Annotated in this window: 12 protein-coding genes and 2 pseudogenes; 2 read left to right on the top strand and 12 right to left on the bottom strand. The window is 41.4% G+C overall.

Features of this window, described 5'->3' with window-relative positions; all coding sequences use genetic code 11:
- Window positions 1–205: 205 nt before the first annotated feature.
- From fabD to WA325_RS00835, 4 genes and pseudogenes are all read right to left on the bottom strand, one after another.
- Window positions 206–1,072: an ACP S-malonyltransferase gene (fabD, locus tag WA325_RS00850; RefSeq protein ID WP_336183065.1), complete on the bottom strand. Its 867-nt coding sequence runs from the start codon at window positions 1,070–1,072 to the stop codon at window positions 206–208.
- A gap of 76 nt (window positions 1,073–1,148) precedes the next feature.
- A pseudogene (locus WA325_RS00845) lies at window positions 1,149–1,268 on the bottom strand (hypothetical protein); the annotation flags it as partial.
- Between the two features lie 178 nt (window positions 1,269–1,446).
- Window positions 1,447–2,121 (bottom strand): MBL fold metallo-hydrolase, encoded by a 675-nt coding sequence (locus tag WA325_RS00840; RefSeq protein WP_044155824.1) that lies wholly within the window; start codon window positions 2,119–2,121, stop codon window positions 1,447–1,449.
- A 178-nt stretch (window positions 2,122–2,299) separates the two neighbouring features.
- Entirely contained in the window at window positions 2,300–2,902 is a 603-nt protein-coding gene (locus WA325_RS00835) for a TetR/AcrR family transcriptional regulator (RefSeq protein WP_336183064.1), read from the bottom strand.
- Window positions 2,903–3,021: 119 nt separating this feature from the next.
- Between WA325_RS00835 and WA325_RS00830 the strand changes: the two genes are divergently transcribed.
- A complete protein-coding gene (locus tag WA325_RS00830; RefSeq protein ID WP_336183063.1) occupies window positions 3,022–3,579 on the top strand; it encodes a hypothetical protein in 558 nt (185 codons plus the stop codon).
- Window positions 3,580–3,839: 260 nt separating this feature from the next.
- Entirely contained in the window at window positions 3,840–4,286 is a 447-nt protein-coding gene (locus WA325_RS00825) for a YrvL family regulatory protein (protein WP_336183062.1), read from the top strand.
- 419 nt (window positions 4,287–4,705) lie between these two features.
- On the opposite strand, the gene WA325_RS00820 is transcribed toward WA325_RS00825, so the two are convergent.
- The 8 genes and pseudogenes from WA325_RS00820 to miaB form a co-directional block, all read right to left on the bottom strand.
- Window positions 4,706–5,194 (bottom strand): hypothetical protein, encoded by a 489-nt coding sequence (locus WA325_RS00820; protein WP_336183061.1) that lies wholly within the window; start codon window positions 5,192–5,194, stop codon window positions 4,706–4,708.
- A gap of 164 nt (window positions 5,195–5,358) precedes the next feature.
- Complete coding sequence (locus tag WA325_RS00815; protein WP_336183060.1) at window positions 5,359–5,547, bottom strand: hypothetical protein; 189 nt, start codon at window positions 5,545–5,547, stop codon at window positions 5,359–5,361.
- A gap of 526 nt (window positions 5,548–6,073) precedes the next feature.
- A pseudogene (locus tag WA325_RS00810) lies at window positions 6,074–6,247 on the bottom strand (site-specific integrase); the annotation flags it as partial.
- Window positions 6,248–6,292: 45 nt separating this feature from the next.
- Window positions 6,293–8,176: a DNA mismatch repair endonuclease MutL gene (gene mutL / locus WA325_RS00805; protein ID WP_305934060.1), complete on the bottom strand. Its 1,884-nt coding sequence runs from the start codon at window positions 8,174–8,176 to the stop codon at window positions 6,293–6,295.
- A gap of 15 nt (window positions 8,177–8,191) precedes the next feature.
- Window positions 8,192–10,789, bottom strand: coding sequence for a DNA mismatch repair protein MutS (gene mutS / locus WA325_RS00800; RefSeq protein ID WP_336183059.1), 2,598 nt, complete (start codon window positions 10,787–10,789; stop codon window positions 8,192–8,194).
- A 131-nt stretch (window positions 10,790–10,920) separates the two neighbouring features.
- Window positions 10,921–11,466: an outer spore coat protein CotE gene (gene cotE, locus WA325_RS00795; protein ID WP_024121461.1), complete on the bottom strand. Its 546-nt coding sequence runs from the start codon at window positions 11,464–11,466 to the stop codon at window positions 10,921–10,923.
- Between the two features lie 255 nt (window positions 11,467–11,721).
- Window positions 11,722–12,153: a RicAFT regulatory complex protein RicA family protein gene (locus tag WA325_RS00790; RefSeq protein ID WP_024121460.1), complete on the bottom strand. Its 432-nt coding sequence runs from the start codon at window positions 12,151–12,153 to the stop codon at window positions 11,722–11,724.
- Window position 12,154: 1 nt separating this feature from the next.
- Window positions 12,155–13,684: a tRNA (N6-isopentenyl adenosine(37)-C2)-methylthiotransferase MiaB gene (gene miaB / locus WA325_RS00785; protein ID WP_024121459.1), complete on the bottom strand. Its 1,530-nt coding sequence runs from the start codon at window positions 13,682–13,684 to the stop codon at window positions 12,155–12,157.
- Between the last annotated feature and the right edge of the window lie 57 nt (window positions 13,685–13,741).

Below are 13,741 nucleotides of genomic sequence, written 5' to 3'. Positions count from 1 at the left end.
GCGGTTCTCTTGAAAGGAGAGCGATGGTTTATCGTAATATAAAAACTGACTGCGATAGTGCAAATGTCCGCTAGAGAGCGAACTTTTTTTATCAGCCTCTTTATGTAACAGTATATAAATTCTTTCAGTTTTAACAGTGTCTATCGAATCATGCATCACGTATACTTTAGACCCGAATTTGAGGCCTTTTGGTATAGAAATCGGTTTAACGTGTCATAGGTTCCGCATCTGTTTCAATGCGGCGGATCAATCCTGTTAACACATTTCCCGGTCCTATTTCCTCAAACTCCATTTGACCTTTTTCCATTAAAAAGCGTATACTTTCAGTCCATTTTACCGAATGGTTGATTTGATCCGCCAGTGTCGGCTTAATTACTTCAGAAGAGTACGGTCTGGCATATACATTAGAAATAACCGGAATAGACAAAGGAGCAAAATGAAAAGTGTCAAGAAACTGTTCAAACTCCTGCTTTGCATGATTCATGTATCTGGAATGAAACGCACCGCTGACGTTTAAGGGGAGAAACATCGTAACGTCTGTTTTGGCTTCAAAGATGGATGCGGCTTTGCCAATATCTTCTTTTTGACCTGAAATCACAATTTGATAAGGAGCATTTACATTCGCAATGTCAATCGCATGTAAATGATGATCTATCAAAACCTCTGAAACCTGTTCTTCATTTAGTCCCATAACGGCCGCCATACCGCCGTTGCTTACCATGCTCATCAGCTCGCCTCTTTTTCTGACAAGCTTTAACCCCGTCTCAAAATCAAAGACTTCAGCCGCAAATAGCGCATTGTATTCTCCAAGGCTGTGCCCGGCAACAAAATCGGGTTTTATGTCTGTTTCCTGTATTTTTTTCAGGTAGCTTAATGCGTTCACTACATATAAGGCCGGCTGAGTAAATTGCGTTTTGTTTAAGTTTGAATAAGGATTCTCTATGCATAGGCGTTTGATAGAATACCCTAAGATCTCATCTGCTTGTGCCGTCAGTTCTTTAAACTCATCAAATAACTCACTGCCCATTCCCTGTTTCTGTGAACCCTGTCCCGGAAAAACATATGTGATCATTCTATTAAAGCCACCCTTCCCCGCATATATAATTACCTGCTGACTTACGTTATAGAAAATATAAGTATTGCCCCGAATAAATAGTAGCATGTTCATGTTGATGGTAACCTCTGTAAATATTATCCGTCAAGTTAATTTTTCCTACACTTTCCATCGTTTTTTCTCTGCATTTTTCCATAAAGGTATAAAGAATCAGGACACGCTGTAAAACATAAGAAAATAGACCTGCATATCATTTGTGCCAAAAGATGATGATACATAAGCTTCATTTCATTACTTAATAAAATCAACCCGTGCTTTGTCATCATTTTTCAAAAGGCAAATCTTTCGGATGCAGAAAGAAAATAGTCTAATAGAATGATTTCGGGAAAAACTTATTTAAAATCAAAAATGCCTCTTTGATTTTTTCTATTGCGGAATTTCACAAAATATTCTCTTTTATCAATCTGAAAATAAATATTATGTTTTAAAAGCTCACCTATTGTTTGCCCTGGTGCTTGACCAAATGAATGCCCCGGATAAACCCGCACTTCTGGGGAAACGATGGATTTTATCCTCTGAACACTATCGAACATATCATCTGCGGAACTGCCATGATCTTCACATATCCCGCATCCTTCCGTAAAAATCGTATCTCCTGTGAATATACTTTCTGAAAACAAATAACACATCCCGCCGGCTGTATGCCCAGGTGTAAGCAGACATTGCGCTTTCGTCATTCCTATGCTGATGGTTTCAAGGTCTTGAAGAGCAATTAAGTTTTTGCATCTGAATTGGTAAAAGTCGATTTCTGTTTTCGACATATACACTTGAGGATGAAATAATGCCGAGAGCGGTTCAACAAGATTTACATGATCATAATGAGAGTGCGTTAAAAGAATTGCTGATAAATCAACCTCCAGCTCAGAAAGTTTATTAGTTATTTTACTCAATTCCCATGATGGATCAACAACTATCGCAGATCGGCTAACAATATCTTCAATGATGTAACAATAGTTAGTCCACCTGTGATGAAATGTTTTGATCGTATGTACCGCATAAGTAACCATTTTCACCATTCCTATCAATATGAAGTTCTTTCATTCTCTCTTCCATTCCCACTTTACCAAACGGCATGCGGCTTTTCCATTCTTCAATTCATTCTTGCAGTTACGGCTTGATTCTCATAAAAAAAGTTATTCTTTTTGGAGACTTGTCCATTAAGAATAACTTTTTGCAGTGACCTATTCACTCTTGGGCTGATTCATCCACGCATATAGATTGTAAATGCTGCATCATAACACGTTTGATCCGTTCTTTATTCACACGGCGAGGGTCAAACATCGCATGTAAAGCCAAGCCATCAATTAAGGCGTACAGCCTCTCTCCTTCTATTTCTTTATCAGCATGTTTTTGCAATAAATGAAGCTGGTCCAAGTAGTCAATCAGATTTCGAATTGCTTTGTAAATTTCGTCATGTCCCGCATCAAACATATTGTCTTTATGTCTCGCATAAACAGTAAAAGCAAACCATACCTCCATCTCTCTAATCGTTTCAGCATTTGTCGGGACAATTTCAAGCAGTATGTGTAACGCTTTTTCTTTAGGCGGCAAATCATGGGCAGCAATTGCATTAATGCGGGCTGTCACCTTTTCTTTCACAAGTTTCATTGCAAAAACAAGCAATTCATCCTGAGTTGAAAAATAATGGCGAAGCGCACCTAACGACAGTCCTGCTTCTTTGGCAATGTTTCTGACTGAGGCCCCCTCCATCCCTCGTTCTAAAATCACCCGCCATGTCGCTTCTGCAATGTGTTTTCTTCTTTTTTCATGGTCAATTTGTTTTGGCATATCTTTATTTTACCAAGAAAAAAATCAGAGAGCAATTTTTATAATACAGTTGTTTTATAAAAACGCAGATGGTAAAATCATATTAAATAATACAACTGTATTGGAAAGAGGGGAACAGATTGAACAGTGTCGCTTGGATGATTGTCTTCTGCGAAATAGGATTTTGGGTTGTAATAGTGTTAGGCCTTGTCGTACGCTATCTATTTAAACAAGATAAATTAGGGCTGCTTCTTTTTGCCTTAACCCCTGTCATTGACCTGATTTTGTTAGTAATGACGTCTGCGGACTTATACCGCGGAGCCGTTGCGACTACTGCACACGCGATTGCGGCAGTGTACATCGGCGTATCGATCGCTTTCGGCAAGCAAATGATCCAATGGGCGGATGAAAAATTCCGTTATTATGTAACAAAGCAAGGCTCAAAACCGCTTGTGCGCTATGGAATGGATCATGCGAAACATTATGCGAAAAGCTTGATCAGACATGTGCTCGCTTATCTGATTGGTGCCGGGCTGCTGGCCGGGATGATTTATTTTATTAATGATGCTGCCCGTACCGAAGCGCTGAGCAGTGTTTTAAAGCTATGGACAGTCATTCTGGGCATTGATTGCCTGATCACCGCCAGTTATTTTATCTGGCCGAAAAAAGCGAAAGCTTCAAAAAATCTCAGAAGTTAAAATTAGTCCCGCTAAAAAATCCTTTTTCAATAGAAAAAGGATTTTTTCACTTTTGTAAATATATGTTACACTTTATGCAAGTCATCTAGATAAGGAGCTTATATGAAAAAAGCCACTGCTTTCTCAGTATACCTGCCGGATTTTCGCTTTTTTCATTAGGCACTTGCCTAGGAAACATATCCTGTTTTTATTATTATTTTAGTATATTCGGGATGAGTTCTGCTGTATTGTGAATCACTAACATGTAAGGAGTGTAATACGTGAGCCAGAAAGAACACGACACGCCATTTAAAGACTTAAAACCAAGCTCAAAAATAATAGTGATTGTATCCATTGCCCTCCTTATCACAATTGCAGCTGCTGTGATCTTCGGCGGTTATTTCTTCGGCATGAAAGGGCTATTTGCCATCCTCGGCATCACATACGATTCCAATCAAACCTTATTGTTTTTTATATTGGGATGCTTTGCTGCCGGACTGGTTATAGACCCTCTAACAAAAGCCGTTTCTTTGATCATGATCCATTCACTTTCTATCAGAAAAACAGCACTTTTCACATTTGTTTTTTATTTCATCGCTAATTTCATAACAATTTGTTTAGTAGATTACTTTATGGATTCTATTTATATCCCGGACGCATTACTCTTTGTCATATCAGCATTTATGGCGTTCATTGAACGAGCATTTGATGATCAGCCTAAAACATAAACCGATAAAAAACCGCTTGTGATTGATTCAAGCGGTTTTATGCTGTAATGACATGTTCGTCGCCTCAATTCCTATATAGTCAACGAGAAAGTGTAAAACAATTAGAGGAATAAAACCTCGAATGCAAAACAAAAATCAAAATATGTCTAAAAACTTGTTATGGTTTCGTTTCTTCTTGTTGCTGTGTCTAGTGTGCATCACAGCCCCGGCTACGGGTGAGGCAGGAATGGGCAACCAGAGGCGGTTCAAGGCTTAAGAGCATAGCCCTCACTCTTTGTCCTTTCATTCGCAAGTGAAGATACATATGAAATCTTTTTAATGAATTTTGTTTAGTCATCTTTAATTCTCCTTCGAATATTTTGTATCCTATTCATAATCTCTCTCCTTTGCCAATATAAAAAGACACCCAATCGGATGTCTTACTCTCTTTCTACTAGGACGCCTGTAATCATCGGTGTCTCTTCACCTTCTTGCACAGGGCCGTAAGCTGAAACCTTATCACCCTTAGTTAATGTTAAGTAACTCATGTTCATCACTTGATACAAACACTTTTCACCATCTTCTTCCTGAGAAATTATAAACGAATCCAAAGCACCACCTTCATCCATTACACTCTCGATTGTGCCAGTTATCTTAACAACTTTATCAACTGGTGGATCGTTTACATTTAATTCTTTGTATGACGCTTGAGTAGCAATTTCCTTTACTGTTTCGTTAACTTCTGTACGTGCTGTGTCTGTAGACTCGTCTTCTTGAGTAACACCAGCATCAACTATAGACAACCCATCTGTGTTTGATTCCTTGTTTATTTCATTCTGTTTCGTAGTGTCATTGTTTTTCGTTTCATTGCTGGTTGAACAGCCAGCAAGCAGTCCAATAGATATCAAAGTAATTATTATGTATTTCATGTAACTCCCTCCATTATGAGAAGAGTATACCTTACATGATTGTTTCAAACTACTTTTTAATAGACAAAAGTAAATCCCTCCCCCATACGTTCCTTTCCTCTGTTCACATGTGCAACTGCATCGCGCAACTACCCAAATAAAAAAGCACCCCGAGGGATGCTTTTTTATTTTCTTTTCACATCAAATTGCGTTACAAGTCGCATATTAACATTTGCTATACGCTTACCATCTTGAAACTCATACCAATGTTCACATTCTTGCAATTCTTTTATAAGTGCTTTCTCAGATTCTGCACTTACTTTAGCTGTTCTTATATTTTCATTATCAAACCAAAAAACAATTTCAAATTTCATAAACTTTCACCTCTAGATTTATTATCAGACAAGAGGACTAGAAATGAAACAGTTCGCAAAATTTGTCGAACGATTCCCTTTTAATCACATATTTATTCTTTCTAAACTGCCACCGTACCGCCAATTGTCTATCCTGAGATTTACCGGAAGCAGTTTACAGAGAATATAAAAAAGCACTTTCACAAAAGCAAAGTGCTTGTACAATTAATGTAATTCATCCATTAATTTACGTAATTCTTCAGCTGCTTCTTTGACACTTATTTCAACAGCAGTTCTTTTATCAATTTTCAAGTTCTGACCCCTTTTTCTTATTTATAATACCCTTTTTTCTATGCTCCCCATACGTTTTATACTGTGTAACTCGTCGAACTGTTTCAATCCCTTGTCGTCTCTGTTTTAAAGCCATATCCCTAAAATGAATTACATACCTGTTACTTTTGAAAAATTGACGAAAAATGAAAAGAAAAAGACCCATCCTTGTTATTTTGGATAAGCCTGGTTATATTTTGAATTTCTTCATTGCGTCTTAATTGATTCCGATATAACGAGCGTTGTACGCTGGTCCGAGTGGTTAAATATCTCAGTTTGTAAAAGTGATAGCAAATGTTTTCCTCAACGGATGGGTTTCAATTTCGTCTATACCTACATACTCAGCAGCTGCCCTGAGAATCTTGTACGCCATCGATCGGGATATTGGTTTGCCTTCAACATAAGCAAAGGGTATATTCCCCTTCGCCAACCCCCGCTACATCACACGCTTAAACATCTTCTCCATCTCATACGTGGAATGATGAATCATAATCGGACGGCCGTGCGGGCATGTAAATGGGTCTGATGTGCTTCGGAGATCGTCCAGAAGCGCTTTGATCTCGTCGTTTCTGAGGTGGCGGTTTGCTTTGATTGAACCTTTGCAGCTCATCATAATCGCCGCTTCTTCGCGCAGTTTTTTGATATCAATGTTTTTCGAATCGAGCACCTGCTGAATGATTTCTTCTATCAGCTCGGCTTCTTCTCCTTTTGGAAACCAAGCCGGGTGGCAGCGGACGATGTAACTGTTCGAGCCGAAAGACTCTAAAAAGACACCTACGCTTTCGAGCTCTTGTTGATGCTGTTCGATAATGAGTGCCTCGTTCGTGGAATAATGGAACGTGAGCGGCACAATCATGTCCTGCACCTCAGGCTCTACCTCCCCGACCTTTTCACGAAAATATTCGTATTTAATACGCTCTTGGGCGGCATGCTGGTCGATAATATATAAGCCGTTTTCGTTTTGCGCCAATATATAGGTCCCATGCATCTGGCCGATCGGGTACATGATCGGCACACGTTCAGATGATGTCTGCTGAAGTTCCTGAGCGGGCTCCTGTTCGAAGGCTTCAGGCAATTCCTCTGAAACAGCAGGCTCTGCAATATCTTGTTTTGTTTCAGCCACAGAATGAGTTTCAAGCTGCTCTGAAGGCAATTCGTCTTCTATCTCAACTGGTTCTTTGACAACTGAACTGAGCTTCATTGGTGAATACGAAGGCACAGGCGCTTTTTCCGGCACTTTTCTTTCAGCAGGTTTTTCATCAAAGGTCATGAACTGCTGCTCATTTTTGATCACAGGTGCTGACTTTTTCGGAAGCTGTGCGCTCGGTATCAGCTGCTGCTGTTTAAATACATCTTTTATGCCGTCACGAATTAAGTCGTGCAGCTCTGTTTCCTTGCTGAGCCGTACCTCAAGCTTCGAAGGGTGCACGTTGACATCGACTAAAATCGGGTCCATGGTGATTTCTATAAATGTGATCGGATGGCGTCCGATTGGCAAAAGTGTGTGATATCCTTCGTGCACCGCCTTGACGAGCGGGAAATTTTTAATATAACGGCCATTGATGACAGACGACATGTAATTTCTCGATGCCCGTGTAATCTCTGGCAGAGCGATATATCCCTTCACTTCAAAATCCAGTGAGCTGACATGAAGCGGCAGCATTTTTTTAGCGACAGCCGTACCGTAAATCGCGGCAAGGACATGGCGCACGTCTCCATTTCCGTTCGTTTGGAGAAGATTTTTTCCATGATGGCGAAGGCGGATCGATACCTCCGGATGTGCCAGCGCAATCCGGTTGACCACATCCGTAATATTCCCAAGCTCTGTATGAACGGTTTTCATATATTTCAAGCGGGCCGGTGTATTAAAAAACAGATTGGAAACGACAATTTCGGTTCCCTTCCTGCTTGAGGAACGCGATTCAGAAATGATGTTTCCGCCTTGGAGCATGAGCTTCGTTCCCGCTCCTTCTCCCGTGCTTGTCGTAATCTCCAGATGGGAGACTGACGCAATACTCGGCAGTGCCTCTCCCCTGAAGCCAAGTGTTCTCACTCTGAATAAATCATTCTCATCTTTTATTTTACTTGTTGCGTGGCGGCGGAAGGCACGCTTGCAATCTTCATTTTCCATTCCTTCTCCATTATCCAGAACACGAATGGATGCAAGACCCGCTTCCTCAATGTCGATTTCAATGACTGTGCTGTCAGCGTCGATGGCATTTTCCACCAATTCCTTCACGACTGAGGCGGGCCGTTCCACAACCTCGCCCGCCGCAATTTTATTTGAAAGTTCATCTGACAGCTGGATGACTTTTGCCACATTCATCACCCCGTTTTAATGTAATTTCTTTTGCAGCTTGTACATTTCATTCATCGCTTCCAGCGGTGTCATATCAAGTATATTCAGAGATTTAAAGATATCAAGCACTTGCTTTTCTTTTTTAGAAAGCTTTGGTGATGCCGCCGGTTTATCCGATTCGTCAAAGAAGGACAGCTGTGCCGGCTCTTCTTTTACCTCAGGTTTCTGCACTGGTGCCTCAGGTTTCTGCACTGGCACTTCCGGTTTGTTCCCTGAATGCTCAAGTTCTTTTAGAATGTCTTGAGCGCGCGAAATCAGATCTTCCGGCAGCTCAGCCAGCTGGGCGACATGGATACCGTAGCTTTTGTCAGCTGCCCCTTCTTTAATTTGATGAAGAAAGACAACCGTTCCATTATATTCCTCAGCACGAACATGGACGTTTTTCAGCTGCGGAAGCTTTTCTTCAAGAACCGTCAGCTCATGATAGTGCGTACTAAACAGCGTCTTGGCGCCAATATGGTCATGAACATATTCAATAATCGCTTGCGCAAGGGCCATGCCGTCATATGTGGACGTTCCCCGCCCGATTTCATCAAACAAAATGAGGCTGTTTTTGGTTGCATTTACAATCGCATTTTTGGCTTCAAGCATTTCCACCATAAATGTACTTTGTCCGGAAATCAAATCATCCGCCGCGCCGATTCGGGTGAAAATTTGATCGAAAATCGGAAGCATAGCTTTTTTCGCAGGCACAAAGCAGCCAATTTGCGCCATAATAGAGATGAGCGCGATTTGTCTCATGTATGTGCTTTTCCCCGACATGTTCGGACCGGTAATGAGCAGCATCTGTCTGTTATCGCCCATCACACAGTTGTTAGGCACGTATTCCTGGCTGTCCATTACTTTTTCAACAACCGGGTGTCTGCCCTCTATGACCTCAACTTCATCTTGAGAAAACTCAGGTTTCGTGTAATGACGATTTTCACTGATTGTCGCAAAGCATTGCAGCGCATCGAGCTCACTCATCTGTTTGGCGAGCTGCTGCAAACGCGGAATATACAATTTCACTTTCTCACGCAGCTCGGTGAAGAGCTCGTATTCCAGCTCACAGATGTTATTTTCCGCTTCCAAAATGAGCGCTTCTTTTTCTTTTAATTCAGGTGTAATGTAGCGTTCTGCATTCGTTAGCGTCTGTTTCCGCTCATAACGCCCTTCTTCAAGAAGGTGCAAATTCGCCTTTGTCACTTCAATATAATAGCCAAATACTTTATTGAAGCCGACTTTTAATGACCGAATGCCTGTATATTCACGTTCCTGCTGTTCAAGGCGGGCAATCCAGTCTTTCCCGTTTCTGCTAGCATCGCGGTATTCATCGAGTTTTTGATTGTACCCGTCTTTGATCAGGTTCCCTTCTTTTACTGATATCGGAGGGTTTTCGTACAGGGCTCCTTCCAGTAATTCTAAAACATCACCGCACGGGTCAATCCGCTCAGCACGCTCCTTCGCTTTCTTATGAGCCAGTGAAGCAACAAGCTGTTTAATGCCGGGCACTTGCTTTAATGATTCTTTCAGCTGAATGAGATCCCGCGCATTGACATTTCCGAATGCGACACGGCCTGCGAGGCGTTCTAAATCATAGACTTCCTTTAAACGCTCACGCAGATCTTCCCGTTCAAAGAAATGGGACATTAATGTTTCCACCATTTCTTGACGCTCTTCAATTTGATTCACTCTGATAAGCGGACGGTCAATCCACTGTTTCAGCAGCCGCCCTCCCATCGCAGTTTTTGTTTCATCAAGCAGCCATAACAAGGAGCCTTTTTTATTTTTTGAACGGATCGTTTCAGTCAGCTCCAAATTTCGCTTCGAGTATAAGTCGATTTTCATGGCTTCTTCAAGCTCATACACTTGTACAGGCTGAAGGTGATCTAAGCTCCGTTTCTGAGTCCTTTTCAGATACGTATATAAACGGAGAAAAGTTTTCGTTACGTCCGGATTCTGCAAATGCTCAATAATCTGAACGTGCTCATCCGTTTCCCCATCTTCAATTGAAATGGTAGCGCCGCACCGCTCCTTCAGCTGAGCAACCGTCTTTTCATCAAGGCTTCCCGATACGACAATTTCCCGCGCGCCGACCGAATAAATTTCTGATATGACGTCTTCCAGCCGTTCAATTAAAACAGCCACATTTTCACCCGTTGTTAAATCGGACAGCGCCAGCCCGTATCCGTTTGAGCAGGCCGAAACTGATGCAATAAAGTTGTTTTCTGATTCATGGATGCCTTTTCCGTCCATTACAGTTCCAGGCGTAATCAGCTGAACGACTTCACGTTTGACGACGCCCTTTGCAGCCTTTGGATCCTCCGTTTGTTCGCATATGGCCACCTTGTATCCTTTTTTAATAAGCTGCTCGATATAAGCCGAAGCAGAATGATACGGAACACCGCACATCGGTATTTTTTCAGCGGCGCCTCCGTCTCTGCTTGTTAACGTAATTTCCAGCTCTTGTGACGCTTTTTTAGCGTCCTCAAAAAACATTTCGTAAAAATCACCGAGACGAAAAAATAAAAAGGCATCCTGATGCTCTGCCTTTATTTTTAAATATTGCTGTATCATAGGCGTATAAGTAGCCATTGTTTAATCCCTCACTATGTATCAACGTTTCTATTTGCCAGCCTTCATTATAACATAAACAGAAAGTGTTAAAAGAATGATATGTCTATATAAAAAAGAGACTTGGGGTACCGACTCCCCTAGTCTCTTTTTTATTCTTCAGGATCTCCAACTAAAAATTCAGGATTGATGTCCTCCAGCTCTTCATCAAGTTCGTCTTCCCAATCCTCTTCGTCATCCTCTTCCCAATCAGAATTCACTTCTACAACAACCTTTGTTTCCCCTACCACTTCCGCCAAAAATTCCCTCTCCGCCTGCACAACAATTTTATTGCCATTTGGAGATATGGTGACTTCAAGGCAGTTTGGCTGCTGAAGCACTTTTGCAATCACTTCATGCTCATCGTCTAAGTAATTGTTATCTCTGTATCTGAGTTTAATCACATCGACGTACTTCACTCGTTCTGTGACAACCTCTGTTTTTGTATTGTCTGCGTAAGAGTACCATACGTTTATATCGTAATACCCTTCAATTTCTACGGTTTTTCCGATTTTTTCTGCGTCATACTTGTGATTGATAATCCAACCGCCCAAAATGCTGCTCGGTTTTTTCTCAGGGGAGATGGTATTGGTGCACTGTGTAAATTTTCTGCCTTTCGCTACTACCGCCTTCGTGATAATTTCCCTGTATTCAGACATTCCGGCATGCCTCCTTGTTCTTCTTCGTGTTATCTTATGCTGGGCATTCGTCTAGTGTGCATTTTTATAAATAAAATATAAAAATACAAAGTTTCTGTTCCATTGTATGCAGGGGTGCCTAGAAACTTTACTCATAAGTGCGATAAAGTTTATTTGGCTAAAGGCGGCAAAACAGGTTGAATATTTAGTACATAGTTCAATTAGTTATTTTTATAGTTCAACATAAAAAAACACGGGCCTGAAAAGGCACCGTGTTTAAAGAGAACAGCTGTTATTTGAATGTTTCATCTTCGAACCGGTTTCTCCTTTTAGAAGGTCGCCTCCGGTTGATGTAATGATTTCATTTGTGACCTGATTGGAGATGGTGGTCGCCACGAGCTGCAGAAGGTCATTCACCTCAACCTGAGAATCTCTGAATTCTTGGATGACAGGAATGTCTTCAAGCTCCTCTTGCAGCGCATCAATTTTTTCTTCTACTTGTTTGAGCGCTTCGAGTTTTTGGTAATGCTTCAGATTAACAGCTTGTTTTTGCAGGGCTTTAATCTGATTAATGATTACAGACACTTTTGCGTTCTCGTTAATTTGCGCTTCAGCCCGTTTGAAAAAATCAACCTCTTCTGTTTCAGAGATCATTTTTGCAAGGTTTCGGGCTTGCTGCACAATGTCTTTTTTAGAGTAGAGCGTCATCTTATTTCACCTCGATTGCTTCTCCTGCCATTTCTCCGTCAAGCGACCACGTTTTCGCTTGCTGGATTTTCACGCGAACGATTTTGCCGATCGCTTCCTTTGGTCCTTTGAAATTCACAAGCTTGCTTTTTTCAGTGTAGCCGGCAAGAACCTCAGGGTTGTTTTTGCTTTCGCCCTCAACTAATACTTCGACAACCTTGCCTTCATATTCCTTCATTTTTTTAGCAGAAATTTCATTAACCAATGCGTTCAGACGCTGCAGGCGTTCTTTTTTCACTCTCATCGGAACGTTATCTTTCATTTTTGCTGCAGGTGTGCCTTCACGCGGAGAGTAAATAAACGTATAGGCGCTGTCAAACTCCACTTCACGGTATAATGACAGCGTTTCTTCAAACTGTTCGTCCGTTTCGTTAGGGAAGCCGACGATAATGTCAGTTGTTAAAGAAGCGTTTGGCATAGCCGCTTTGATTTTTCTGACGAGCTCCATGTAACGCTCTCTGTCATATTTGCGTGCCATCAGTTTCAAGACCTCTGAGCTTCCTGATTGGACCGGCAGATGAATATGATCGAGCAGATTGCCGCCTTTTGCAAGCACTTCAATGAGATGATCATCAAAGTCACGCGGATGACTCGTTGTGAAACGGATTCTCGGGATATCGATTTTGCGCAGCTCATCCATCAAATCACCAAGGCCGTAGTTCATATCTTCAAAGTCTTTTCCGTACGCGTTTACGTTTTGGCCTAAAAGTGTAATTTCCTTATAGCCTTCGCTTGCAAGTCTTCTTACTTCCTGAATGATCTCTTCCGGACGGCGGCTTCTTTCTTTTCCGCGTGTATACGGTACGATGCAATACGTACAGAACTTGTCACAGCCGTACATGATGTTGACCCAGCCCTTAATTTTTCCGTTGCGGACTTTCGGAAGGTTTTCAATGACATCGCCTTCCTTGGACCAAACTTCTATGACCATTTCTTTTGAAAGGTATGCTTCAGACAAAAGCTCCGGCAGACGATGGATATTATGCGTACCGAAAATCATATCGACAAACGGATGTTTTTTCAAAATCCTGTTAACGACTGATTCCTCTTGTGACATACAGCCGCAAACGCCTAAGATAAGATCCGGGTTATTTTTTTTGAGTGCTTTTAAGTGTCCAAGCTCACCGAATACCTTGTTTTCCGCATTTTCACGGATCGCACATGTATTTAACAGAATGACATTGGCATCGTCAACAGAGTTTGTCGCTTCATAGCCAAGAGCCATAAAGATACCTGCCATTACTTCTGTATCATGTTCGTTCATTTGGCAGCCGTACGTCCGGATATAGAATTTTCTTCCTTCACCCATGCCTTTGAATTCTTCAGAAATTTTAAAGTCATTATGATAAGTAACGGCTTCTTTGCCGCGTTTTTTCGCATCTTTTAAAGAAGGCGGAATGTAGACAGCTTCAAAGTACTTGCTGTAATCCTTCTCGGATTTTTTGTCCGATGGATTAACTTGTCCGCTCTCTAATTTTTGCTTTTCATTCATATGATATTTCTCCTTTCAAACCAAACTTCCACCCTCCAGTATAAAGGTTATTGAAGC

It is taken from the genome of Bacillus sp. 205(2023), from assembly GCF_037027485.1.
GTDB classification, from domain to species: Bacteria; Bacillota; Bacilli; order Bacillales; family Bacillaceae; genus Bacillus; species Bacillus halotolerans.
The sequence above is the reverse complement of the archived record's forward strand: the minus strand, read 5'-3'. Positions and strand labels throughout refer to the sequence as shown.